The following is a 23,891-nucleotide window of genomic DNA, read 5'->3' as shown; positions in this document are numbered from 1 at the left end:
CCGTTATTTCTAAGAGGGATCGTAATCCCTGGCCACAATAAATTTTGTTTTCACCGGCAATTTCTGGGCTGCCAGGCGAAGGGCTTCCTGGGCGATGTCCATGGGCACTCCGGCCACCTCAAACATCACACGGCCGGGCTTTACGATAGCCACCCAGTATTCAGGAGCTCCCTTTCCTTTACCCATCCGCACCTCCAGGGGTTTCTTGGTAATGGGCTTATCCGGGAAAATCTTGATCCAGAGCTGACCCTGGCGTTTCATATACCGGGTCGCTGCAATACGGGCTGCCTCGATCTGGCGGGCCGTAATAAAGCATGAATCAAGCGACTTGATCCCGAACATTCCATTGGAAAGCTGATGCCCCCTCTGGGAGATGCCCTTCATGCGGCCCGTCTGGGTCTTCCGAAACTTGGTTCTTTTTGGCTGTAACATCTTCTGTACGCTTCTTTATTTTACTTTCTGCGACGTTTCTTTCCGGCAGCATCAGCGCTGCCTGTATTGGGTGTACTTCCCTTGCCCATTCCGACCAGGGGGGAGAGTTCCCTTTTTCCGTACACCTCCCCTTTCATAATCCATACCTTTACTCCGAGCCTTCCATAGGTGGTGTGGGCTTCATGAAGGGCATAGTCAATATCGGCCCTGAAGGTGGACAGCGGGATGCGCCCTTCCTTATAACTCTCTGAGCGCGCCATTTCGGCCCCGTTCAGACGGCCCGAAATCATCACCTTAATCCCTTCGGCATTCATCCTAATGGCCGCTGCAATCGCCATTTTGATGGCGCGGCGGTACGAAATCCGGCTTTCGATCTGGCGGGCGATACTTGCTGCTACCAGGTTGGCATCCAATTCCGGCCTCTTGATCTCAAAGATGTTGATCTGGACTTCCTTATCAGTGATTTTCTTAAGCTCTTCCTTAAGCTTATCCACCTCCTGGCCCCCTTTCCCGATAATGATCCCCGGGCGGGCAGTGGTGATGGTCACCGTAATCAGTTTCAGGGTCCGCTCGATAATCACCCTGGAAACGCTGGCCTTGGCCAGACGGGCGTGGATGTACTTCCGGATTTTTTCGTCCTCGGCGAGTTTATCTCCGTAATCATCCCCACCGTACCAGTTAGACTCCCAGCCCCGGATAATTCCCAGACGATTCCCTATTGGATTTGTTTTTTGTCCCATAATCTTTTTAGCTCTGACTTTCTGCGTTGTTTCTGGATCCCAAAACCAGGGTTACATGGTTGGAACGTTTCCTGATTCTATGCGCCCTTCCCTGGGGAGCGGGTCGCAGGCGCTTGAGCATCCGCCCACCGTCTACCCGAATCTCCTTTACAAAGAGCTCAGCCGCTTCCACGTCGGCGTCCTCATTCTTAGCCTGCCAGTTGGCAATAGCGGAAAGCAGGAGCTTTTCAAGGCGGCGGGAAGCCTCCTTGGTATTGAACTTCAGGATGGCCAGGGCCTTCTCGACTTCCTCGCCACGCACCAGGTCGGCTACCAGCCTCATTTTCCTGGGGGAGGTAGGGCAGTCATTCAGCCTGGCGAACACCAACTGACTCTTTTCTTCCTTTAGCCTCTCAGCCATCTGTTTTTTGCGAACTCCCATAGCGCTTATTTTTTACCTTTATTTTTGGCCCCGGCATGCCCCCGGAAGGTCCGGGTAGGAGAAAATTCTCCCAATTTGTGGCCTACCATGTTTTCGGTTACGTAAACCGGCACAAACTGTTTTCCGTTGTGCACTGCTATGGTCTGTCCCACGAAATCAGGGGTTATCATAGAGGCCCTGGACCAGGTTTTGATTACCGTTTTCTTTCCGGACTCCAGGTTCTGCTGAACTTTTTTGTCAAGACTGTAGTGAACGTAAGGTCCTTTTTTTAGGGAACGTGCCATGTGTCTTTCTTTTTATTTCTTTCTACGTTCTACAATGTATCGGTTGCTGTCCTTGGTCCGGGAACGGGTACGGTATCCCTTGGCGGGAATACCCTTCCTTGACCTCGGGTGACCTCCGGAAGCACGGCCTTCCCCACCACCCATCGGGTGATCAACAGGGTTCATGGCTACCGGACGGGTACGCGGCCTGCGTCCCAGCCAACGGCTGCGACCGGCTTTCCCGGAAACGATGAGCTGGTGGTCTGAATTGGATACCGCGCCTACGGTAGCCAGGCATTTGACCAGGATCATCCGGGTTTCCCCGGAAGGCAGCTTAATGGTGGCGTACTTGCCATCACGGGCCATCAATTGGGCAAAGGTCCCGGCACTGCGCGCCAGAACGGCTCCCTGCCCGGGCCGCAGCTCGATACAGGAAATGATCGTCCCCAGCGGAATATCCGACAGCGGCAGGGCATTCCCGATTTCCGGGGCAGCCCCTGCACCGGCCTGGATTTTCTGGCCCACCTGCAGTCCGTTGGGAGCAATAATGTACCGCTTTTCCCCATCGGTATAGGCTACCAGCGCGATAAATGCCGTGCGGTTCGGATCGTATTCAATCGACATGACCTCGGCCAATACATCCTGCTTGTCCCGCTTGAAATCAATGATCCGGTAGCGGCGCTTGTGGCCCCCACCTTTATAGCGCATGGTCATTTTTCCCTGGCTGTTCCTCCCCCCTGATTTCTTCAGGGGAGCCAGCAGGCTCTTTTCCGGGGAGGCGGTAGTGATGGCGTCAAAGCCATTCACCACTTTGAAACGCTGCCCGGGAGTAATCGGTTTTAACTTTCTGACTGACATGCCGTGTCTTTAAAGATTACTGTAAAAATCAATAACATCACCCTCCTGCACATCTACGATGGCCTTCTTGAAGGCGCCGGACTTCCCGTGCTGAACCCCGGTCTTGGTAAAGCGGGTCTTGCGGGAAGGACCGTAGTTGATCGTGCGCACGCCGGTTACAGAAACCCCATAGGTCGCCTCCACGGCTTCCTTGATTTGCAGCTTGTTGGCAGCAGGATCCACGAGGAAACCATAGCGGTTAAACAACTCGCTATCTGAGGTCATCTTCTCCGTAATGATCGGTTTTATCAACACACCCATGATTTCCTATTTCTTTAAATTGGTCTCAATTCCTTCCAAAGCACTCTCCAACAACACGACCTGATTGGCGTTCATTATTTTGTAAGTGCTTATTTCTGAATTAGTTATGACTTCCGACCGTTCCAAATTGCGCGACGACAAATATAAGTTATTATTTATATCGCCCAACACAAAGAGGGACTTTTTGTTTTCCAGCCCGAGGGCTTTCAGGACAGCCACAAAATCCCTGGTCCTGGGTTGCTCCAAAACAAAGTCCTCCAGCACCACGATGGCGTTCTCCCTAGACTTCAGGCTGAGGGCCGATTTCCGCGCCAGCCGCTTGACGTTTTTGTTAAGCTTCTGGGTGTAATCCTTGGTCCTGGGACCAAAGACCCGGCCTCCGCCGCGAAACAGGGGTGACTTGATGCTCCCTGCACGGGCCGTACCGGTACCCTTCTGCTTTTTCAGCTTGCGGGTACTCCCGGAAATCTCATTCCGCTCCTTGGCCTTATGGGTCCCCTGCCGCTGGTGGGCGAGGTACTGCTTCACATCCAGGTAAATGGCGTGCCCGTTCGGCTCTATCTGGAAAACATCGTCCGAAAGTTCCACTTTGCGGCCGGTTTCCTTTCCCTTGCTATCAATTACTGCAACCTTCATCACTTCTCAATGGTTAAATAAGCGTTCTTGTGACCGGGAACACATCCCTTTAAAACCAGGAGGTTCTTTTCGGGAACCACTTTCAAAACCCGGAGGTTCTGGACGGAAACGCGCTCCCCTCCCATTCGGCCCGCCATCTTGAGGCCTTTGAATACCCGCGCCGGATAGGACGCGGCCCCGATGGATCCCGGTGCCCTCAGGCGGTTGTGCTGTCCGTGGGTGGACTGTCCGACCCCGCCGAAGCCGTGCCGTTTAACCACCCCCTGGAAACCTTTCCCTTTCGAGGTGCCCGCCACATCGACGAATTCCCCCTCGCGGAAGAGCTCGACGTTGATGACGTCCCCCAGTTTGTAACTTCCTTCAGTAAAACCCCGGAATTCAACGACTTTTTTCTTGGGCGAAGCGCCGGCCTTTTTAAAGTGGCCATGTTCGGCCTTGTTGGCACGCTTTTCTGCCTTGTCATCGAAACCGAGCTGAAGGGCATTGTACCCGTCCACCTCTTCGGTTCTGACTTGGGTAACCACGCATGGACCTACTTCCAGGACGGTGCAGGGGATGTTCTTCCCATTCTCGTCAAAGATGCTGGTCATGCCAATTTTCTTTCCAATTAACCCAGACATGATTGCTATTTAAATTAAACTTTAGGCTCCGGAGCTTGGATTCCGGGAAGCGGTTCAAAACCGTTTTCCCCGAACCGGCATCCCTTGCCAGATTACACACTTAAAATATTTTCCTCTCGACAAAAAAACAGGGTCAAAAATAATTCGACCCCGAATGTATTTTTGTTGCCGTTTTTCCTTTGCACGCAGCTCCGGACATGTCGAGGAAGGCCCTGCCTTCCGGTCTTTTTATTCAAATCCCCTCCGCGAGCGGAGGAGGGTGCAGCACCCCGGGGGCGTCACACCTTGATCTCGACCTCCACCCCGCTGGGAAGCTCAAGCTTCATCAGCGCATCGATGGTTTTGGAGGAAGAGCTGTAGATATCCAACAAGCGCTTGTACGAACTCAGTTCAAACTGCTCCCGGGATTTCTTATTCACGTGGGGCGAACGCAACACGGTGAAAATCTTCTTGTGGGTGGGCAGCGGAATGGGTCCGGTGACTACCGCGCCGGTGGTTTTTACCGTTTTGACGATCTTCTCGGCAGACTTGTCTACCAGGTTGTGGTCGTACGACTTGAGTTTTATTCTGATCTTCTGACTCATGCTTTGCGCGAATTAGGCAGTTACGCCTTTAGTTGCTTTAATGATCTCTTCAGCGATGTTCGTAGGGGTTTCCGCATAGTGGGAGAACTCCATGGTCGACGTGGCCCGGCCTGAAGACAGGGTGCGGAGCGAGGTGACGTAACCGAACATTTCCGACAAAGGCACTTCCGCCTTGATGACTTTGGCCCCGGCACGGTCCGACATGTTGTTTACCTGCCCGCGACGGCGGTTGAGGTCACCCACAATGTCGCCCATGTTTTCCTCGGGGGTAAGCACCTCGAGCTTCATGATGGGCTCCATAAGCACCGGGCGGCAGTTTTTAGCTGCGGACTTGTAGCCGATCCTGGCCGCCAACTCGAAGGAGAGGGAATCCGAATCCACAGGGTGGAAGGAACCATCCTTGAGGGTCACTTTCATGCTGTCCATCTCGAACCCGGCCAGGGGGCCATTCTTCATGGCTTCCCGGAAACCTTTCTCGATAGAAGGAACATATTCCTTGGGGATATTCCCCCCTTTGATTTCGTTGGCAAACTCCAGGCCTTGCTTGCCTTCCTCGGCAGGCTCCATGGTAAAGATGATGTCGGCGAATTTTCCACGACCACCTGTTTGCTTCTTGTAGACTTCCCTGTGGTTGAAGCTGCCGGTAATGGCCTCTTTGTATTCCACCTGGGGTTGCCCCTGGTTTACCTCCACCTTGAATTCGCGACGCAACCGGTCAACGATGATGTCGAGGTGCAACTCGCCCATCCCGGAGATAATGGTTTGTCCGCTGGCTTCGTCCGTCTTCACCTGGAAGGTCGGGTCTTCCTCTGCCAGTTTGGAGAGGGCCATCCCCAGCTTGTCCACATCGGCTTTGGTCTTGGGCTCCACGGCGATACCGATAACCGGATCGGGGAACACCATGCTTTCGAGCACGATGGGGTGTTTTTCATCGCAGAGGGTATCCCCTGTCTTGATATCCTTGAAGCCCACGGCAGCCCCGATGTCTCCGGCAGAAATGGACTCAATGGCATTCTGCTTGTTGGAGTGCATCTGGTAAATCCGCGAAATCCGTTCCTTGTTGCCCGAACGGGTATTCAACACATAGGAGCCGGCATCGAGCTTCCCGGAGTAGCAGCGGAAGAAAGCCAGGCGCCCAACAAAGGGGTCGGTGGCAATCTTGAAGGCCAGGGCGGAAAAAGGTGCTGACGGATCCGGTTTCCGGGTGGTTTCTTTTTCGGTCTTCGGATCGGTGCCCACAATCGCCTCTTTATCGAGGGGGGAGGGCAGGTAGCGGCAAACCGCATCCAGGAGGAATTGTACTCCTTTATTCTTGAAAGACGACCCGCAGATCATGGGGATGATGCTCATATCCATTACGGCAGCGCGCAATGCAGCGTGTACCTCGTCTTCGGTGATGGAATCTTCATCTTCGAAGAATTTCTCCATGAGCTTATCGTCGTACTCGGCAACGGCTTCGATCAGCTCGGCGCGGTACTGCTTCACCTCATCCTCCATCTCGGCAGGGATGTCCACCACATCGAAGGTGGAACCCATGTTGTCTTCGTGCCAAACGATGGCCCGGTTCTTGACCAGGTCCACCACGCCTTTGAAATCGGCTTCGTCCCCGATCGGCAATACGATGGGCACCGCATTGGATTTCAGCATGTCGCGGACCTGCTGGCAAACCCCCAGGAAGTTAGATCCCTGACGGTCCATTTTATTGACAAAGCCCATACGGGGTACCTTGTAATTGTCAGCAAGGCGCCAGTTGGTCTCTGATTGTGGTTCTACCCCGTCTACGGCGCTGAAGAGGAATACCAGTCCGTCCAGTACGCGGAGCGAACGGTTCACCTCCACGGTAAAGTCAACGTGGCCGGGGGTATCGATAATATTAAAGTGGTAGGGCTTGGTGTCCTCAATGGGCTGCCCGTTCTTCAGGGGGAAATTCCAGGTACAGGTAGTGGCTGCGGAGGTGATGGTGATCCCCCGCTCCTGCTCCTGCTCCATCCAGTCCATGGTGGCAGCGCCGTCGTGGACTTCCCCAATCTTGTGGCTTACCCCTGTGTAGAAAAGGATACGCTCGGTAGTGGTGGTCTTCCCGGCATCAATATGCGCCGCAATCCCTATATTCCTTGTATATTTTAAATCTCTGGCCATGTCCTTATTAGAATCTGAAGTGAGAAAACGCCTTGTTGGCCTCGGCCATTTTGTGGGTATCCACCCGCTTTTTCACAGCAGCACCCTCTTCCTTGGCCGCAGCGATTACCTCTGCAGCGAGCCGTTGGGCCATGGATTTTTCATTCCGTTTCCTGGAATAATTGATCAGCCACTTCATGGCTGTTGATATCTTGCGGTCCGGACGGATCTGCATCGGGATCTGGAAGGTAGCCCCCCCAACCCGGCGGCTGCGCACCTCCACGTGGGGCATTACATTCGAAAGGGCATCTTTCCAAAGCTCAAGGGCCGATTTCTCCTCATCCGTTTTTTTCTGCTCCACGATATCCATGGCATCGTAAAAAATCTTGAACGCCACGGACTTCTTCCCGTCCCACATCATCATATTCACAAACCGGGTCACCAACTGATCGTTGTATCTTGGATCCGGCAACAGCGGCCGTTTTTTTGCCTGTCTTTTTCTCATTGCTACTGCTTAACTAGTGAAACCTATTTCTTAGGGCGCTTTGCACCGTATTTAGACCTGCGCTGCGTCCTTCCGGCAACACCAGCCGTGTCGAGGGCACCCCTTACGATGTGGTACCTGACACCCGGCAAATCTTTCACCCTTCCGCCTCTAACCAATACTATCGAGTGCTCCTGGAGGTTGTGTCCTTCACCGGGAATGTAGGCGTTCACCTCTTTCCCGTTGGTAAGCCGTACCCGGGCCACCTTCCGCATGGCGGAATTAGGCTTCTTGGGGGTGGTGGTATACACCCTGGTACAAACTCCCCGCCGTTGGGGACACGAATCCAAAGCAGCCGATTTACTCTTCTTGGTAATTGTGGCCCTTCCTTTTCGTACTAATTGTGAAATTGTTGGCATAAAACTGTTAAATAATTTCTACCCCGTGTTAAGGGTCGGCAAATGTAGCAATTATTCCCTATAATTCAAACCGGCCCGGATTAATTTTACAGGATTTTTTTGAGGATTTCCCCTTACCGCCAGCAAACGCCACCGGCGCCACAGGGCCCCCTGGCCCGGTGCCTGCAAACAGACACTCCTTTCTGCAGCGGAAAGAAGCGGGCGGCATCCCTTTTCAGGGATTGTGGCATACCTTAATATATATAACCTGTTTGGAGACCAAAACCAACGGGGGAATCTACCGTGAATTCCCGGCTCATACCGAAAAGGCCCGAACAGCCAATATTGCGTTCCCGACGGGACCCGGACCGAAACCAAACGGCATTTGGGCAGCCGAACCTGCCCTGACTCGCGCAGCCAAAAGGGATTGACAGTTTCGCAATCCTTCAACCAAAGGGCTGCCAATTTCATAAAATCCCTGCCAGATTACCGGATATGCAGAATAACTGCAACCCGGCTTAAAGTTTTATTAAAATAATTTTGGATTATTAACATGAAATTAAGATTTTCGCAGTTAGCTAATTCAAATAATTAAACAATGAGAACAAAATTGAATGGAATCTTGACGCTGCTACTGGCGTTTGTTGTGCAGATTTCGTTTGCACAAGTAAAGACGATTTCAGGTACGGTCACCGATCAGGATGGCCTCCCGTTGCCTGGAGTTAACATTGTTGTTGAGGGCACCACCACGGGTACCCAAACCGACTTCGACGGAAACTACCAGATCCAGGCAAGTGCCGGTCAGGTACTCCTTTTTACCTATATAGGTCAAAGGGACGAGCGGAGGACAGTCGGTGCGGGCAACGTGATCAATGTCCAAATGTCGGAGGATGCCCAGGCCCTTGAAGAAGTCGTGGTAACGGCGCAAGGTATCAAGAGGGAGAAGAAAGCCCTTGGATACGCCGTTTCCTCGGTAGGCGCAGAGGCCCTGGAGCAACGCGCCGAGGGGGACGTCGCCCGGGTGCTCTCCGGAAAGGCCTCCGGGGTACAGATTACCGCTGCCGGGGGGATGTCCGGATCCGGTACCAACATCACGGTACGCGGTCTGAGCTCCTTCAGTGGTAGCAACCAGGCCCTCTTCATCGTAGATGGGGTTCCATTCAGCAACGATACCAACAGCCCCGGAAGCTTTATCACCGGGAACACCGGGTCTTCCCGCTTTTTGGATCTGGACCCGAACAACATCGCGAGCATCGAGGTGCTGAAAGGTCTGGCCGCAGCTACCCTCTACGGGACGCAGGGTAAGAACGGGGTGATCCTGATCACCACCAAGGCCGGTGCCGCCTCAACTGGCGCCAAGAAAACCGAGATTACCATCAACCAGTCGTTCTTTACCAACGAGATGGCATCCGTCCCGGATTACCAGGACGATTTCGGGGTTGGTTTCGACCAGTCTTTCGGATGGTTCTTCTCCAACTGGGGACCCAGCTTCAAAAGGGATGGGGTATCCGGATGGGGACGCCAGCCGGCCATTGATGACAATGGTACCCTGGCCCACCCGTACTCCACTACTGCGGTAGCCAAGACACGGGCCGCTTTCCCGGAGTTGCAGGATGCCCGTTACCCATGGCGCCCCTATGATTCCGTTGAGGAATTCTTCCGCCCGGGTTCTGTGAGCAACACCAACGTGAACATCGCTGGAAGCTCAGAAGACGGCCTGACTACCTTTAACGTGAACATGGGATACCTGGACGATAAAGGGTTTACCCCAGGGAACTCGCTGAACCGGTTCAACATCTCCGTGGGGGGCCGCTCACAGCTGACCAACCGCTTTACCGTACAGGCGACCATGAACTATTCCCGCACCGATTACCGCACCCCCCCGATTGCCTCTTCAAGGGGTAACGGAACGGACGGTCTTTCCGTGTATGGAAACGTGCTCTTCACCCCGCGCTCGGTAGACCTGATGGGACTTCCCTTCGAAAACCCCATCGACGGCTCCAGCGTATACTACCGGAGTGGTAACGACATCATCAACCCGCGGTGGACGGCCAAGAACGTCACCTACCGCCAGCTGACCAACCGGGTCAACTGGAATGCTTCGTTGTCCTACGCCCTGAATGACAACCTGAACCTCAACTGGAGGACCGGTCTGGATTTCTACAATGAGCGCAACATCAACGGCTCGAACAAAGGTGGGGTGGAATTCACCCAGGCCATCTTCGGGTTCTACCAGACGTATGACAACAACAATACCATCTGGGACCACTTCCTGTCGCTGAACGGGAACTACGACCTCTCTGAAAAACTGGGAATGACCTTCACGGTTGGTGCTACCTCCCGTCAGGATTTCTTTGACCAGTCAGGGGTTGCCAGTACCGGCCAGATCGTATTCGGGGTTAAGCGCCACTTCAACTATGAAAACCAGCGCCCCATCCAGTTCTCACAGAAGCGCAACATTGTGGGGATTCTCGGACAGGCCACCCTGGACTACGACGACTACCTCTTCCTGAACGTATCGGCCCGTACCGACTGGGTTTCCAACCTGAGTTCAGAGAACAACAGCAAGACGTATCCTGGGGTGAGTGTTTCCTTCCTGCCTACCGCCGCTTTCGACGGGATGAGGAGCGAAAACGGACTGAACTACCTGAAGCTGCGTGCCAGCTACGGTACTTCCGCCACCTTCCCAACCGGGTACCCGACTGTTAACGTAATCGAACAAACCACGCAGCGGTTTACCGACCCATTCTCCGGAGGCCTGCTGACAGTTAACCAGGTTGACAACTTCCGCGCCAACCCCGACCTGAAGCCTGAGCTTCTGGAGGAATACGAAGCTGGTATCGAAGCCCGCTTCTGGCAGAACCGGATCAGCCTGGATGCGACCTACTTTAACCGGGTCACCAATGACCTTATCGTAACCGAGCCCCTGTCTCCCTCCACCGGATTCAGCTTTACCCAGAACAACATCGGGGAAATCCAGAACAAAGGATTTGAGGCTGACCTGGGCATCGACATCTTCCGGGGTGAGAAATTCAGCTGGAACTCCCGGGTGAACTTCTTCACCAACAATGAGGAGGTGACCGAGCAGGATCAGGACTTCATCGCCTATGCCGGTAGTTTGGCTGAAGGAGGTGGACTCTTCCGCGGATCCAATGCCGCCATCAAAGGCAAATCCCTTGGAACTATCGTAGGTACTGCCATCGGCAGGGACGCCGATGGAAACTTCCTGGTCAACGACGGTGGGGATTACGTGATCGTGGAGCAGGATGCAGACGGCAATGTGCCGATCATCGGGGATGCGATTCCCGACTACACCATGAACTTCATCAACACCCTGCGGTTCAAAAACTGGAACCTGAACTTCCAGATCAGCCATGTGAAGGGAGGAGACATCCTCTCCAGTACCACCGCAGTATTGCTTGGACGGGGTCTCATCGTAGAGACCGCCGATCGGGAAAACACGTTCATCCTGCCAGGCGTTCGCCAGAGCACCGGGGAGCCGAACAACATCCAGATCAACAACTCCACGTACTTCTTCAACAACATCCTCTTCGGACCGACAGAAACCCGTATCTACGATGCTTCTGTAATCCGCCTGCAGGAGATTTCACTGGGATACAACTTCCCGAAGAAGTTCCTGGACAAGACCCCATTTGGTGCCCTGAGCGTAACGGCTCAAGGTTTCAACCTGTGGTTTGATGCCTACAACATGCCTGACGGGGCCAACTTCGACCCCAACGTACAGGGTGTGGGGATTGGAAACGGCCGCGGATTTGACTTCATTAATGGCCCGAGTTCCCGTCGCTATGGAGTAAGTATCAAAGCGTCCTTCTAATAAAAATTGTTAATGATATAGCTATTATGAAAAGACTGATAAAATATATTTCGATTGTCTTTATTGCAGGGGCGCTTCTGAACTCCTGCGAGACGACAGATCTGGACTTGAGGATAAGTCCCAACGATCTGGCATCAAACCAGGCGGATCCCAACCTGTTGCTCGTAGCCGTGCAACTGGCGTACGGAACCAACATGCAGGTTTTTTCCAACCTGTCTGCAGAACTGACCCGGATCGACTACATGTTCGGCCGGAACTATTTCAACAACTATCCCGGCTCCGTTCTGAACGGGGTTTGGTCCCGCACCTACAGTAGCGGGGGCAACGGCCTTGGCGATGGGGTTGGGGTAGGTATCCTGACCAACCTCCAGAACCTGGAGGCCCTCAACGCGGACCCGGACTTAAACTTGAACTTCCACGTTGCAGTAACCAAGACCCTGTATGCCCACCAGCTGATGCTGTTGGTGGATTTTGTAGGGGAGGCTGCCTTCAGCCAGGCCGGACAGCCTGCTGAATTCCCGGCCCCGGTCCTCGACAGCGGACAGGAGGTATACAACGCCGCCCTGAACCTGCTGGACGAAGCCGAGAGCCTGCTGGCCGCTAACCCGAATACCATCGGGGTAACCGACCTGTTTTACAACGAGGACGTTTCCAAATGGAGGAAACTGGTCAACACCCTGCGCCTGAAGGCTTATTACACCACGGATAACGCCGCGGCCTTCAACCAGGTGATCGCCGGGGGCAACTTTATCTCCAGCCCCGAAGACGATTTCTTCGTACGCTACGGCACCAGTGAGTTGCAGCCAGATGACCGTCACCCGGATTACGCATCGGATTACACGCCTTCCGGAGCAAACATCTACCAGTCTAACTGGATCATGGAAACCATGCTTGAAAACAACGACCCAAGGATCCGGTACTACTTCTACCGTCAGGTTTCATCCACCCCCGGGGCGGATGGAGCACCCAACGAAGAAGCCCTGGCCTGTTCCCTGGCCGTTCCGCCACAGCACTTCATCGACGGAGGGTTTACCTACTGTGCAGTTCCCAATGGATACTGGGGACGTACCCACGGAAACAACGAGGGTACTCCTCCTGACAACTTCCTGAGGACTGCCGTTGGGGTGTACCCTGCCGGTGGACGTTTCGACGATAACGGTTTTGACGGGGTTGGCCTCGGACTGGGAGGCGGAGGAGCCGGTATTGAGCCCTTCATCATGTCTTCTTACGTGGATTTCTGGAGGGGTTACATGGCCACTTCAGATGCTGACAAAGCCAATTTCATGCGTGCCGGTCTGCAGAAATCCATCGCCACCGTACAATCCTTCGGGGCGCTGGATGGCGGGGCTGACTTTTCCTTCGCACCTACCGCAGCTGATGTTACGGCCTATATCGATGGCATTGTAAATGCATTCAATGCAGGTTCTGCAGAAGACAAAGAGAACATCTTTGCCGAGCAGTACTTTTCCACCCTTTACGGCGGGGCCAGCGAAGCCTGGACCTACTACCGGAAAACCGGGTTCCCGAATACCCTGTTCCCGAACTGGGAGTTGAACCCCGGACCCTTCCCGCTGTCGTTCCTGTATCCGCAGAACGAAGTGGTGACCAACCCCAACCTGAGCCAGAAAAACGACCAGGCACAGCCTGTTTTCTGGAACACAGGGGGATGCCCAACCTGCTACTGATTTAATTTGCAAACCAAAAGGAGAAAAACATGAAACTATTTAGCAATAAATTCTTAACAACTCTGATAGGCGGGGCAGCCCTGTTGTTCACCGCCTGTGCGGAAGGGGATAATGTCATCGACACGGTCTTCGACGATACCACCCGGGGGGCTGTCCTTCGGACGGTAAGCATCCTTTCCGATGAAATCCCGATCGGCCAGGCCTCCTCTTCCTTCGGCGCAGTATTTGAAGTGCAGGATCAGGAAGACGGGCAGCTGGTGGATTTTGTGGAAGTCTATGTCGGCTTCCGCGACAACACCGACAATGGCGGCCCGGATAACGACCGCGACCAGGTCCTCGCCGAGACCATCGACAGCTCTACCTTCACTATTGGGGAGTTCGGGCTGCCGAGGTTTACCTATGAGATCACCCTCCCGGAATTGCTCTCCACCTTAGGGCTGGCTGATTCCGACGTGGATGGGGGCGACCAGTTTGAGGTCCGTTTTGAACTCGTGCTCACCGACGGGCGCCGGTTCTCCAGGGCCGACAACTCGGCTACCCTTACCGGGTCGTTCTTTGCCTCCCCCTTCCTGTATGTAGCCAATGTGGTTTGCCCGCCAACGGCACCCACCCCTGGCGACTGGACATTCGAAATGACCGATGCCTACGGAGATGGATGGAACGGAGCTGCCCTGTTGTTCAGCGTGGACGGCACGGTTACCGAGGTCCTGCTGGCTGCTGGTTCCGCCGGAACACAAACCGTTACTGTACCCAGTGGCGCCCAGGTGGTTTCCCTGGTATACCGCTCAGGAGACTGGGATAGCGAAGTGGGGTATGTAGTGACTGCGGCCACCGGCAATGTGGTGGCTTCCCAAACGGCCTACACTACCGCACCGGTAGCCAATGTGGAATTGATCAACTACTGCATCCTGAACTACTAGAACGTAGTTTTTCAGATACGAAAGGCCCAAACCCCGGTTTGGGCCTTTTCTTTTTTAACAAGGTTGCCGACGGCGCCTTCAACCTGAAATGTTTACCTTTACAGCCCTTAAAATGAATTTAAATGCGTACGCCATTGTCGGGAACACACGCCACCAAAAGCCGCTGCACCAGGCTATCCTGGCCCGTGCCTGCCCTTTTGGGCCTGCTGAGCCTTTTTTCCGCTGCATGTACTGACAAACAGGCCGGGGAAGCGCAGGAGATACCCCAGGCAAAACTCCCGGTTTTCGAAAAAGTCTCCCCGGAAGCGACCGGAATCTATTTCGAAAACACCATAGAAGAAAATCTGGCCTCCCTGGAAAACCTCTTCGATTTTGACTATTTCTACAATGGGGCCGGGGCCGGTATTGCCGACCTGAATAATGACGGCATGCCCGACCTGTTTTTCACCGGCAACCAGGTGGCCAACAAATTATTCCTGAATGAAGGCGGGATGAAATTCCGGGACGTTTCCCGGGAAGCGGGGATCAACCAGGGCAAACAGTGGTCCAATGGGGTGACTTTTGCCGACATCAATGCAGATGGCTGGCTCGATATCTATGTGTCCCAGGGCGGGCCAAACCCGCGGTTGGATCGGAAAAACCTCCTTTTCCTGAACCAGCATGACGGTACCTTCAGCGAGGTGGCAGAAGCCTACGGTCTGGCCGATATGGGTATCAGCACCCAGTCGGCATTTTTCGACTACGACGGGGATGGCGACCTGGATTGCATCGTGATGAATGAGAGCGAATATTATGGGGCAGACCCCATTATGCTTGCCCGCCTATTGGAACAAAACCCCGACGCCCCTTATTTCAACAGCTCCCACCTGTACCGCAACGACGGCGACAAATTTACCGATGTTACCCGGGAGGCCGGAATCCTGAGGCCGATCTTTGGCCTTGGGCTGTCTGTAAGCGACCTCAACAATGACGGAAGGCCCGACATTTACATCGCCAGCGACTATTACCTGCCCGACGCCCTGTTTATCAACCAGGGTGACGGGACTTTCCGGGATGAAATTAAATCGCATACCCAGCAGATTTCATTTTACGGCATGGGGATCGATATCGCTGACATCAACAACGATACCCTTCAGGACATTTTTGTGCTCGACATGGCATCCAGCGACCATTACCGCTCCAAGACCCTGATGGCCTCCATGAATGTACCAAGGTTCAATTACCTGACCCAAACCGCCGGGTACCACTACCAGTATATGTACAACTCCCTTCAGTTGAACATGGGGCAGGGCTATTTCAGCAATGTTGCCCAGCAAACAGGGATGGCCAGCACCGATTGGAGCTGGTCGGTGCTCATGTCCGATTTTGACCTGGATGCCGACAAAGACATCCACGTAACCAATGGGTACCGTCGCTATGCCCTGGATAACGACCTGCAGCAAAGGGTCTACCAGGCCCGCCAGAAATACGGGGATAACGTTCCCCTGTCGGTGAAAAAGGAACTGTACGAGAGCATGCCCTCGGAGAAACTGCCGAACCTGCTTTACGAAAACCTGGGCGGCCTGTCCTTTGAAGAGCACGGCCAGGCCTGGGGCCTGGGCGACCTGACCTTCAGCAACGGGGCGGCCATGGGTGACCTTGATGGGGATGGCGACCTTGACCTGGTGGTGAACAATATGGATGAAAATGCCTTTGTATATAGGAACCTTTCCGTGGAACAGGGGCGGGGGAATTACCTGAAAGTACTCGCCGAGGGGGCAACTTCCGAAGCCTTTCCGAAAGTAACCCTTTACCATGACAGCATTGCGCAATTTGTAGAGGCCCGCAGGGTACGCGGGTATCGCTCCGCCCATGAGCCGGTGGCGCACTTCGGGCTGGGGAAGGCCATGAAGGCAGACAGCCTGAAAATTGAATGGCCCGGCGGAAAACGCCTTGTGCTAAAAGACGTGGAAGCCAACCAGACCCTGAAGGTCTCTATAAACGATGGCCTCCCCTCCCCTGTCCCCGGGCCTCCAAAAACCCTGTTTGAGCCCGTTGACGCCCAAAATATGGGAATCCTGGCCAGCCATCGGGAAAACCCGTATGACGATTTTTCCACCGAAATCCTGCTGCCCTACAAACAGTCGAACTTTGGGCCATACCTCAGCACAGGGGATGTAAACGGAGACGGCAGGGACGACATTTACATGGGCGGGGCCTCGGGGCAACCGGGAACCCTCCTGCTGAAAAAACCGAAAGGGTTTGAACAGGTGGCCATCCCGGCCTTTACCCAGGACAGCGCCTATGAAGATATGGAATCGGCCTTTTTCGACCTGGATTCCGACGGGGACCTGGACCTGTATGTGGTGAGCGGGGGCAATGCCTTTGAACAGGGGTCTTCCCTCTACCAGGACCGGGTTTATATCAATGATGGAAAAGGGAATTTTCAAAGGGCCCCCGGGGCCCTGGCAGGAAGCCTCCCCTTCAGTGGAAAGGCCGTAACCCCGGTCGATTTCGACCAGGACGGCGATACCGACCTGGTAGTGGGCAACCGCATCCTGGCCCGTAACTACCCGCGTTCCGCCCCTTCAGCCCTTTTGGAAAACCGGGGGGGCATCCTGTACGACGTTACCGCCGAAAAGGCCCCCGGCCTGGCTGATTTTGGAATCATAAACAGCCTGTTGCCCACCGACTTTGACGGGGATGGACGCACGGACCTGATCGCGGTAGGGGAATGGACCGGGGTCGGTTTCTTCAGGAACACCCCGGAGGGTTATGTGCTGATGGATGCCACGGAAATGGGGGTCCCGATGAGCGGATGGTGGTTTTCCATACACCCTACCGATGCCAATGGGGACGGGTTACCCGATTATGTTTTGGGGAATGTCGGCCACAACCTCAAATTCAACGCCAGCCCTGAAAAGCCCTTTAAGGTCTTTGCCACGGATTTCGACAACAACGGGACCCTGGATGTGGTGCTCAGCAAGAAATACCAGGGACAGTATGTGCCGGTACGCGGACGGGAATGCTCTTCCCAGCAAATGCCCTTTATTGCGGAAAAATTCCCGAGTTACAGCGAATTTGCCAGCGCCAGCCTGGAAGAGGTCTATGGAAACTCTTTGGCAGAGAGTTATGAAAAGGAAGTGAACAGCTTTACCTCCTACCTCCTGCTCAACCGCGGGAACGGCCGGTTCACCCCCATCGCCCTGCCTGCAGAGGCACAGATGGCCCCGGTTTTTGGCGTAATTGCGGAAGACCTAAACGCTGATGGCCTGGAAGACCTGATCCTGGCCGGAAACATCTACGAAACCGAGGTGGAAACCCCCCGACTGGACGCCCTGTCGGGCACAACCCTGTTGTCCAACGGCGATGGCACCTACCGCCCGGCCCCCCATAGTACCACCGGCCTCTACCTTAGGGGGAACGTAAAATCCGTGCTTGGGTATCGGGAAGACGGGAACCTCTGGATTCTGGCCGGGCGCAATGATGACAGGACCCTGCTCTATCGGCAGGCCATAAAAAGTGTTCCGGGGGAAATCGTTTCCTCCAAATAATATGTATTTTTAGAAAAAAATAAGCTTATGAATTACCGATTAATTACACTGAATGTACTTTTGATCTCTAGCCTGGCGACTTCCGCCCAGACCTCAGGGCAAATCCCCACCAACCTTTCCGGGGGCGGGGCGGCCCAGGGTGCCACGGCCGGTGCCATTGCCTCGCTGCTGGGCCCGATAAGCGATGCCAATGAAAAACGAAACATCAACTGGGAAGAGTTCCAGGGATCACCCTATGTTTCTGATGTATTCAAGCCCACACAACTCTTTTACAAGGATGAAAATATGGGTAATATTTTCTACCGGTACAACGCCCTGAACGAAGAGATAGAAATCAAAGAATCCCTGATGCAGGAAGGGGTGCGCGGGCTGAGCCGCGATAAAAACATCCGTATTTTCAGGGATGGCCGGCCGATGAGCTTCCAGACCTTCATCGATCAGAAGGGAAATACCCTGAACGGTTACCTGACCCACCTCTTTGACGGGGAAACCTACGACCTCTACAAACGGATCCATGTAAAATACACCGAGGGCAGCAAGGCGGCCAACTCCTTTGTAAAGGCCACCCCAAGTCGCTTTACCCACTTCGAGGAATATTATCTTCAGAAAAAGGGCATAGACCGGATAGATGAGTTCGTTCCGAAAAAAAGTGCCCTGTACCAACTGGAGCCCGGAAAGAAAGAAACGCTAAAGGCCTTGATTAAAGAGCAAAAACTGGATTTGGACAATGAGCAGGACCTCATTCAAATCCTGCAACACCTCGACGGGCAGTCGTAAAATGCTGGCGGATGGGAATCCGTCGATATGTATGATAAAAATAGAAGTATGAAAAAGTTACGCGTACTTTTTGGGCTGGCCATGTTGGTTTCGGCCCTTTTGGCCTCCTGCTCCGAGGATACCCTTGCAGATCCGGTAGACGGGACGGATTCCCAGGAACAGGAAAACCCGAATACCCCCGAAACCCCAACAGATCCCGGGGATGACCCACAGGATGAGGTTCAGGGGATTGGCCAGGTGGAATTCTTTAACCCCGGGCTGGTGGACGACAGCTATATCCTGGTCAACGACGCCAAGGAAAACCGGGTATATATCATCGACAAACAAGGGGTCCTGATCCACGAATGGTCCCTGACCAACAATATAGGGAACGACGTTGTACTGCTTCCCGATGGCCGCGTGCTGGCTTCCCTGGAATCGGATAGCCCGCAAATCCGTTTTGGCGGAATGGGCGGCCGCTTGCAGTTGTTGTCGGCCGATGGGACGGTGATCTGGGATTTTGTCTATTCCACCCCCGAAGCGGAAACGCACCACGATGTGGAAATGCTCCCCAATGGGAACGTAATCGCCCTGGTATGGGAAAAGCGGACTGCCGAGCAATCGATCGCGGAGGGCTTTATGCTGGATTCAGACCTCTATCCGGAAGCCGTGATTGAAGTGGACCCGAAAACCAACCAGATCGTCTGGGAATGGCATTCCTGGGACCACTCCGTTCAGGACTACGACCCGGATAAAGCCAACTACGGGGTCGTTTCGGAGCACCCGGAACTCATAGACATCAACTATATACCAAAGAACGGCGGCTGGCCCGAAGCAAAAGGCGACCATATGCATGCCAATGCCATTGCCTACGACGCTGTAAATGACGTCATCTTCATCAGCGTGAATTACTATTCCGAAGTTTGGGTTATCGACCACAGCACTACCACGGAAGAAGCTGCCGGCCATACCGGTGGCCGTTATGGCAAGGGAGGCGACCTGATCTACCGCTTTGGGAACCCTCAGGCATATGAAAACCCAGCCGGCACCAGGTTGTTCCATAACCAGCATTTCCCGAACCTCCTCCAGGGGGCGGACCAGGGGAAGCTCCTGATCTTTTCCAACGGGAATGACATCAACCAGTCTTCGGTATACGAACTCCAACTCCCTGCCGAATACACCCTGGTCCCCAATGCAGACAATGAGCCCCAGATCCTCTGGAGCTTTACAGACCCGGACCTGTATTCCGGCAAGGTTTCGGGGGCTGTGGTCCTTCCTAACAACAACATCCTGATTACGGAAGGCGACCAGGGATTCTGGGAAGTGACCCGCGACCAGGAAGTCGTGTGGCGGTACAACCGACCCGGGTTCATCTGGCGCGGGTACCACTATTCAAAGGATGCTCCCGAAATTCAGGCCGTTTTACAAAATTCCAATTGATGACCCAAAGTTGCTGAGGTTCCGGCTTTACGCCCTCAGGCAAAACCCCGCACACCTTCGGACCCCCGGAGGTGTGCGTCCGGTTACCGCCCACCCGCTGCAATACCCGGGCTTTGTGAACCCCTCTTGCGAACAGAGGGCATGAGGGGCCTGTCTGGCAGCTTAAGGCCGGTACCAGTCCTTCAAGAACAACGGGGATTTTGATGTACCTTTGGACGCGTATGGACCAGGAAAACACGATTTACGGCATACGGACGGTACTGGAAGCCCTTCAGGCCGGCAAGGCCATCGACCGCATTTTTATCCAGAAAGGCCTTCAGGGGGCCCTGGCCCGCGATTTGCAGGCGCTTGCGAAAAAAGAAGGGGTACGTACCAGCGTGGTACCTCCCGAGCGCTTTGCCCGCTTCCGCAACAAGAACCACCAGGGGGTGGCGGCCACGGTTTCCCCGGTAAGCCTGATGGATTACCAGGCCCTGATCGACCAGGTGGTCGCCCGGAAAGAGAATCCGCTTTTCCTGCTGCTCGACGGGGTGTCGGACGTGCGCAACCTGGGGGCCATCATCCGCACTGCCGAATGCACAGGGGCTGACGGGGTCATTTTGCCGGCCCAGGGCAGTGCCCCGGTTACGGCAGATACGGTCAAAACCTCTGCAGGCGCCGTTTACCGGGTACCCCTGGCCCGGGCAGGCCACCTCAAGGATGCGGTATATTACCTGCAGGCCAGTGGGATACAGGTGGTTGCCGCCAGTGAAAAAGGCAGCGATTCCCTGTTCCAAACCGACCTGCGCCAGGGGACCGCGCTCGTTATGGGGTCAGAGGAAAAGGGGGTGTCTGCAACCGTCCTCAAAATAGCAGACCATATCGTGAGGCTGCCCATGGAAGGCAGTATCGGGTCCCTGAACGTTTCGGTGGCCTGCGGCGTGTTCCTCTATGAAACCCTCCGGCAGCGGACTGCTGGTCAATCCTGATCGGCCTTATCGCCTTCGCGGTAATGGTAGCGCACCCTGACCTGTTGCGACGGGGAGGGAGCATCTTCCGGCTTTTTTTCAATAAAATTCCCATCCTTGTCGAAATGCTGCATAAAGGGGTCATCTTCCTCCCGGTAATCCTCCGCCTCCCATGGATACTTTGGCTCAGCCGGGATGGAAGCCTTCAGGACAAGGGCTAAAAAGAGCCCGCTCATAAAGCCCCCCAGGTGCCCTTCCCAGGAAATCCCGTCTTCGATGGGAAAGATATACCAGAGCATGCTCCCGTAGATAAAGACCACCACCAGGGAAAGGGCTACCAGGCGGTAGTATTTTGTAAAAACCCCCTTGAAGAAGATAAAACTCACCAAGACGTAAATGAGGCCGCTCGCCCCGATGTGGTAAGACGGCCGTCCGATGGCCCAGGTGAGGATGCCCGTCAGGAGGATTCCCCACAGCAGGGTCTTCCAGGCCAGGTCCCGGTAAAAATAGAAAAGGGCAGCACTTAAAATGACCAGGGGGATTGAATTGTTATACAGGTGCCCCACGGAACCGTGGATCCAGGGGGAGGTGACAATTCCCCTCAGCCCCCTCAGGGTCCGGGGATAAATGCCCCAGTCGTTCCAGTTAACCCCAAGGCGCATTTCCAGGGAAAACACCCCCCAGATGAGCAATACCAGGAACAGCGGCACCAGGACTACCGCATCCGTATACCGGTAAGGGGGCGTTTCGCGCATACCTGCAAGGTAGCACGAACCCTGGGAAACCTCCAAGGGATTTCGATGCCACTTGCACAAGCCGACGTGGGATTTATAGTATTTTTACGGTATGAACGAACCATTGGCCGAACGCATCCGCCCCAGGAAGCTGAGCGAATTCATCAGCCAGGAGCACCTGGTGGGCCCTGAAGGAGCCCTGATCCGCCAGATCGAGCGGGGAAACCTGCCTTCCCTGATATTCTGGGGCCCTCCCGGAACGGGAAAGACCAGCCTGGCGCAGATCATTGCCGAGCAAAGCGGCAGGCCGTTCCATACCCTCAGTGCCATCAACAGCGGGGTTCGGGAGGTGCGGGAAGTACTGGACAAAGCCCGGCAAAGCGGGGGCTTATTTACTTCAAAAAACCCCATCCTCTTTATAGACGAAATCCACCGCTTCAGCAAATCGCAGCAGGACTCCCTGCTGGGCGCTGTTGAAAAAGGGTGGGTGACCCTGATCGGGGCCACCACCGAAAACCCGAGTTTCGAAGTGATCCCGGCCCTGCTTTCCCGTTGCCAGGTCTATACCCTGAAGCCTCTCGGACGGGAGGACCTGGAGGCTCTCCTCCACAGGGCCATGGAAGAGGACCCCTGGCTTCGCGAAAAGAATATCGCCCTGGAGCAAACCGACATGCTCCTGCGCCTGTCGGGGGGCGACGGCAGGAAATTGCTGAATATTTTCGAGCTGGTGGTTGGGTCCGCACTAGGGGATGAGGTGGCCATTAACGACCAAAAGGTAAGTGAACTCGTGCAGCAACAGCCGCTTCGGTACGACAAGGCGGGGGAGCAACATTACGACATCGTTTCGGCCTTTATCAAATCCATCCGGGGCAGCGATCCCAATGCGGCGGTCTACTGGCTGGCTCGCATGGTGGAAGGCGGGGAGGATGTGACCTTTATTGCCCGGCGGATGCTGATTGCGGCTTCCGAAGATATAGGCCTGGCCAACCCCACCGCCCTGGTGATTGCCAATTCCACCTTCCAGGCGGTGCAGGCCATAGGGTACCCCGAGGCCCGGATCCTGCTCAGCCAGTGTGCCATTTACCTGGCCACCTCCCCTAAGAGCAACAGTTCCTACGCAGCGATTAAAAAGGCGCAGCAGGAAGTGCGAAACAGCGGCGACCTTTCCGTCCCCCTACCCCTTCGCAATGCGCCAACGCAACTGATGAAAGAGTTGGGATACGGGGAGGCCTATGCGTATGCCCATGATTATCCGGGCAATTTCGCCCCTATGGAATTCCTGCCCGATGCCCTGTCAGGCACCGATTTTTACCGGTCTGGGAACAACCCCCGGGAAGTGGCCCTGCGGGACTTCTTGAAAAGCCGCTGGAAGGACAAGTACAACCCCTAGAATTTGATGCGGAGTTTGCGCAACTGGGGCCTGCCCTCGAGGTAAAATTCGTGCCACCACTGCCCCTCCTTGTTATAGACCATCCCCTGGGCTACCCCGTCGACCATGGCGATAAAGGTATCCGGGCGGGAGGTATTGAGCAATTTCATTCGCACGCTCGGGAGGCTATCTACCAGTTGGTACCCGTTTTCCACGGGTTGCGCGTACAGGAGTTCGGCCTCCTCCCCTATTTCAGGCGTTTCCTGAGAGGGCACCGGCACAACGGCCACAACCACTTCAGGCGAGGGGGGTACTTCCAGGGCATCCCCTACAGGAGCTGGGGTCTCCCTGACGCCGGCAACCACTTCCACGGTTTCGCGCTTCTCTTCGGGGGGGGTATAGGCGTAGGCGATCCCCTGCAGGGAGGAGAAGGCCTCGGAAATGGCCTCCCGGTACGACAGCTTATAATCTTTTTCCCGGCTTTTTCCTTCCTGGGTCTCGAAAACCACCCGGCCCTGGCAATCCATCAGGACCAGCCTTACCTTCGTCTGGAAAAGGGAAGATTCGTCTTCCAGGCGCGTACGAAGCCCAAGGCAGGGTTGGGCGAGCAGGTCTTCCGGGAGGGCATTGTCATAGACAGCTGTAAAACCCTCCTGAACAAAAAGGTGCTTGACCAGCGTACTGGTCTGGTGCTGGTTCGGCTGCCTGAATGCCTCAAATTGCAGGGGCACTACAATATACTTGTAGCGGTTGAGCTGGGCACCGGCCTTAAGCAGGGGAAACAGTAAGACTACAAGGAGCAGGGTCTTTTTCAAAAC

22 protein-coding genes are annotated in these 23,891 nt (G+C 54.8%); 8 read left to right on the top strand and 14 right to left on the bottom strand.

Features of this window, described 5'->3' with window-relative positions; all coding sequences use genetic code 11:
* Positions 1-9 precede the first annotated feature (9 nt).
* The 12 genes from rplP to rpsL all read right to left on the bottom strand — a co-directional run bounded on the left by rplP (position 10) and on the right by rpsL (position 7,875).
* On the bottom strand, positions 10-432 hold the full coding sequence (gene rplP, locus NG653_RS10255; RefSeq protein ID WP_252741612.1) for a 50S ribosomal protein L16: 423 nt from the start codon (positions 430-432) through the stop codon (positions 10-12).
* 20 nt (positions 433-452) lie between these two features.
* Positions 453-1,172 (bottom strand): 30S ribosomal protein S3, encoded by a 720-nt coding sequence (gene rpsC / locus NG653_RS10250; protein ID WP_252741611.1) that lies wholly within the window; start codon positions 1,170-1,172, stop codon positions 453-455.
* 7 nt (positions 1,173-1,179) lie between these two features.
* Positions 1,180-1,593, bottom strand: a complete 414-nt coding sequence (gene rplV / locus NG653_RS10245; RefSeq protein ID WP_252741610.1) for a 50S ribosomal protein L22 — start codon at positions 1,591-1,593, stop codon at positions 1,180-1,182.
* A gap of 5 nt (positions 1,594-1,598) precedes the next feature.
* Positions 1,599-1,877, bottom strand: coding sequence for a 30S ribosomal protein S19 (gene rpsS, locus NG653_RS10240; RefSeq protein ID WP_252741609.1), 279 nt, complete (start codon positions 1,875-1,877; stop codon positions 1,599-1,601).
* 12 nt (positions 1,878-1,889) lie between these two features.
* The gene (rplB, locus tag NG653_RS10235; protein WP_252741608.1) at positions 1,890-2,714 is read right to left on the bottom strand and encodes a 50S ribosomal protein L2; all 825 of its coding nucleotides are present in this window, start codon (positions 2,712-2,714) and stop codon (positions 1,890-1,892) included.
* Between the two features lie 9 nt (positions 2,715-2,723).
* Positions 2,724-3,014 carry a 50S ribosomal protein L23 gene (gene rplW / locus NG653_RS10230; protein WP_252741607.1) on the bottom strand — a complete coding sequence of 97 codons (291 nt, stop codon included), beginning with the start codon at positions 3,012-3,014 and terminating at the stop codon, positions 2,724-2,726.
* A 6-nt stretch (positions 3,015-3,020) separates the two neighbouring features.
* Entirely contained in the window at positions 3,021-3,650 is a 630-nt protein-coding gene (gene rplD / locus NG653_RS10225; protein ID WP_252741606.1) for a 50S ribosomal protein L4, read from the bottom strand.
* Complete coding sequence (gene rplC, locus NG653_RS10220; RefSeq protein WP_252741605.1) at positions 3,650-4,270, bottom strand: 50S ribosomal protein L3; 621 nt, start codon at positions 4,268-4,270, stop codon at positions 3,650-3,652. The genes rplD and rplC overlap by 1 nt, the downstream gene beginning before the upstream one ends.
* Positions 4,271-4,548: 278 nt before the next feature.
* Entirely contained in the window at positions 4,549-4,854 is a 306-nt protein-coding gene (gene rpsJ, locus NG653_RS10215) for a 30S ribosomal protein S10 (RefSeq protein WP_013073266.1), read from the bottom strand.
* Between the two features lie 12 nt (positions 4,855-4,866).
* On the bottom strand, positions 4,867-6,993 hold the full coding sequence (gene fusA, locus NG653_RS10210) for an elongation factor G (RefSeq protein ID WP_252741604.1): 2,127 nt from the start codon (positions 6,991-6,993) through the stop codon (positions 4,867-4,869).
* 7 nt (positions 6,994-7,000) lie between these two features.
* Complete coding sequence (rpsG, locus tag NG653_RS10205; RefSeq protein WP_252741603.1) at positions 7,001-7,477, bottom strand: 30S ribosomal protein S7; 477 nt, start codon at positions 7,475-7,477, stop codon at positions 7,001-7,003.
* 23 nt (positions 7,478-7,500) lie between these two features.
* On the bottom strand, positions 7,501-7,875 hold the full coding sequence (gene rpsL / locus NG653_RS10200) for a 30S ribosomal protein S12 (RefSeq protein WP_013305196.1): 375 nt from the start codon (positions 7,873-7,875) through the stop codon (positions 7,501-7,503).
* A gap of 577 nt (positions 7,876-8,452) precedes the next feature.
* Between rpsL and NG653_RS10195 the strand changes: the two genes are divergently transcribed.
* The 7 genes from NG653_RS10195 (at position 8,453) to rlmB (ending at position 20,991) form a co-directional block, all read left to right on the top strand.
* Positions 8,453-11,689 (top strand): SusC/RagA family TonB-linked outer membrane protein, encoded by a 3,237-nt coding sequence (locus NG653_RS10195; RefSeq protein WP_252741602.1) that lies wholly within the window; start codon positions 8,453-8,455, stop codon positions 11,687-11,689.
* Between the two features lie 26 nt (positions 11,690-11,715).
* A complete protein-coding gene (locus NG653_RS10190; protein WP_252741601.1) occupies positions 11,716-13,374 on the top strand; it encodes a SusD/RagB family nutrient-binding outer membrane lipoprotein in 1,659 nt (552 codons plus the stop codon).
* A gap of 29 nt (positions 13,375-13,403) precedes the next feature.
* Positions 13,404-14,294, top strand: a complete 891-nt coding sequence (locus tag NG653_RS10185) for a hypothetical protein (RefSeq protein WP_252741600.1) — start codon at positions 13,404-13,406, stop codon at positions 14,292-14,294.
* Between the two features lie 122 nt (positions 14,295-14,416).
* Complete coding sequence (locus tag NG653_RS10180) at positions 14,417-17,827, top strand: VCBS repeat-containing protein (RefSeq protein WP_252741599.1); 3,411 nt, start codon at positions 14,417-14,419, stop codon at positions 17,825-17,827.
* A gap of 27 nt (positions 17,828-17,854) precedes the next feature.
* Complete coding sequence (locus NG653_RS10175) at positions 17,855-18,604, top strand: hypothetical protein (RefSeq protein WP_252741598.1); 750 nt, start codon at positions 17,855-17,857, stop codon at positions 18,602-18,604.
* A gap of 48 nt (positions 18,605-18,652) precedes the next feature.
* Positions 18,653-20,023, top strand: coding sequence for an aryl-sulfate sulfotransferase (locus NG653_RS10170; protein WP_252741597.1), 1,371 nt, complete (start codon positions 18,653-18,655; stop codon positions 20,021-20,023).
* Between the two features lie 203 nt (positions 20,024-20,226).
* The gene (gene rlmB, locus NG653_RS10165) at positions 20,227-20,991 is read left to right on the top strand and encodes a 23S rRNA (guanosine(2251)-2'-O)-methyltransferase RlmB (protein ID WP_252741596.1); all 765 of its coding nucleotides are present in this window, start codon (positions 20,227-20,229) and stop codon (positions 20,989-20,991) included.
* Here the strand turns inward: rlmB and NG653_RS10160 are convergent.
* Entirely contained in the window at positions 20,982-21,725 is a 744-nt protein-coding gene (locus tag NG653_RS10160; protein WP_252741595.1) for a rhomboid family intramembrane serine protease, read from the bottom strand. The genes rlmB and NG653_RS10160 overlap by 10 nt on opposite strands.
* 91 nt (positions 21,726-21,816) lie before the next feature.
* Here NG653_RS10160 and NG653_RS10155 point away from each other — a divergent pair, with 91 nt between their 5' ends.
* On the top strand, positions 21,817-23,094 hold the full coding sequence (locus NG653_RS10155) for a replication-associated recombination protein A (protein WP_252741594.1): 1,278 nt from the start codon (positions 21,817-21,819) through the stop codon (positions 23,092-23,094).
* On the opposite strand, the gene NG653_RS10150 is transcribed toward NG653_RS10155, so the two are convergent.
* Positions 23,091-23,888, bottom strand: coding sequence for a hypothetical protein (locus tag NG653_RS10150; protein WP_252741593.1), 798 nt, complete (start codon positions 23,886-23,888; stop codon positions 23,091-23,093). The genes NG653_RS10155 and NG653_RS10150 overlap by 4 nt on opposite strands.
* Between the last annotated feature and the right edge of the window lie 3 nt (positions 23,889-23,891).

It is taken from the genome of Robiginitalea marina (genome assembly GCF_024006985.1).
Classification (GTDB): domain Bacteria; phylum Bacteroidota; class Bacteroidia; order Flavobacteriales; family Flavobacteriaceae; genus Robiginitalea; species Robiginitalea marina.
This window is presented reverse-complemented; position numbering and strand designations above follow the sequence as displayed.

Excerpts from the sequence above, each read along its gene's own strand:
- rplP (WP_252741612.1), bottom strand. The coding sequence starts at position 432 with ATGTTACAGCCAAAAAGAACCAAGTTTCGGAAGACCCAGACGGGCCGC.
- rpsC (WP_252741611.1), bottom strand. The coding sequence starts at position 1,172 with ATGGGACAAAAAACAAATCCAATAGGGAATCGTCTGGGAATTATCCGG.
- rplV (WP_252741610.1), bottom strand. The coding sequence starts at position 1,593 with ATGGGAGTTCGCAAAAAACAGATGGCTGAGAGGCTAAAGGAAGAAAAG.
- rpsS (WP_252741609.1), bottom strand. The coding sequence starts at position 1,877 with ATGGCACGTTCCCTAAAAAAAGGACCTTACGTTCACTACAGTCTTGAC.
- rplB (WP_252741608.1), bottom strand. The coding sequence starts at position 2,714 with ATGTCAGTCAGAAAGTTAAAACCGATTACTCCCGGGCAGCGTTTCAAA.
- rplW (WP_252741607.1), bottom strand. The coding sequence starts at position 3,014 with ATGGGTGTGTTGATAAAACCGATCATTACGGAGAAGATGACCTCAGAT.
- rplD (WP_252741606.1), bottom strand. The coding sequence starts at position 3,650 with ATGAAGGTTGCAGTAATTGATAGCAAGGGAAAGGAAACCGGCCGCAAA.
- rplC (WP_252741605.1), bottom strand. The coding sequence starts at position 4,270 with ATGTCTGGGTTAATTGGAAAGAAAATTGGCATGACCAGCATCTTTGAC.
- rpsJ (WP_013073266.1), bottom strand. The coding sequence starts at position 4,854 with ATGAGTCAGAAGATCAGAATAAAACTCAAGTCGTACGACCACAACCTG.
- fusA (WP_252741604.1), bottom strand. The coding sequence starts at position 6,993 with ATGGCCAGAGATTTAAAATATACAAGGAATATAGGGATTGCGGCGCAT.
- rpsG (WP_252741603.1), bottom strand. The coding sequence starts at position 7,477 with ATGAGAAAAAGACAGGCAAAAAAACGGCCGCTGTTGCCGGATCCAAGA.
- rpsL (WP_013305196.1), bottom strand. The coding sequence starts at position 7,875 with ATGCCAACAATTTCACAATTAGTACGAAAAGGAAGGGCCACAATTACC.
- NG653_RS10195 (WP_252741602.1), top strand. The coding sequence starts at position 8,453 with ATGAGAACAAAATTGAATGGAATCTTGACGCTGCTACTGGCGTTTGTT.
- NG653_RS10190 (WP_252741601.1), top strand. The coding sequence starts at position 11,716 with ATGAAAAGACTGATAAAATATATTTCGATTGTCTTTATTGCAGGGGCG.
- NG653_RS10185 (WP_252741600.1), top strand. The coding sequence starts at position 13,404 with ATGAAACTATTTAGCAATAAATTCTTAACAACTCTGATAGGCGGGGCA.
- NG653_RS10180 (WP_252741599.1), top strand. The coding sequence starts at position 14,417 with ATGCGTACGCCATTGTCGGGAACACACGCCACCAAAAGCCGCTGCACC.
- NG653_RS10175 (WP_252741598.1), top strand. The coding sequence starts at position 17,855 with ATGAATTACCGATTAATTACACTGAATGTACTTTTGATCTCTAGCCTG.
- NG653_RS10170 (WP_252741597.1), top strand. The coding sequence starts at position 18,653 with ATGAAAAAGTTACGCGTACTTTTTGGGCTGGCCATGTTGGTTTCGGCC.
- rlmB (WP_252741596.1), top strand. The coding sequence starts at position 20,227 with ATGTACCTTTGGACGCGTATGGACCAGGAAAACACGATTTACGGCATA.
- NG653_RS10160 (WP_252741595.1), bottom strand. The coding sequence starts at position 21,725 with ATGCGCGAAACGCCCCCTTACCGGTATACGGATGCGGTAGTCCTGGTG.
- NG653_RS10155 (WP_252741594.1), top strand. The coding sequence starts at position 21,817 with ATGAACGAACCATTGGCCGAACGCATCCGCCCCAGGAAGCTGAGCGAA.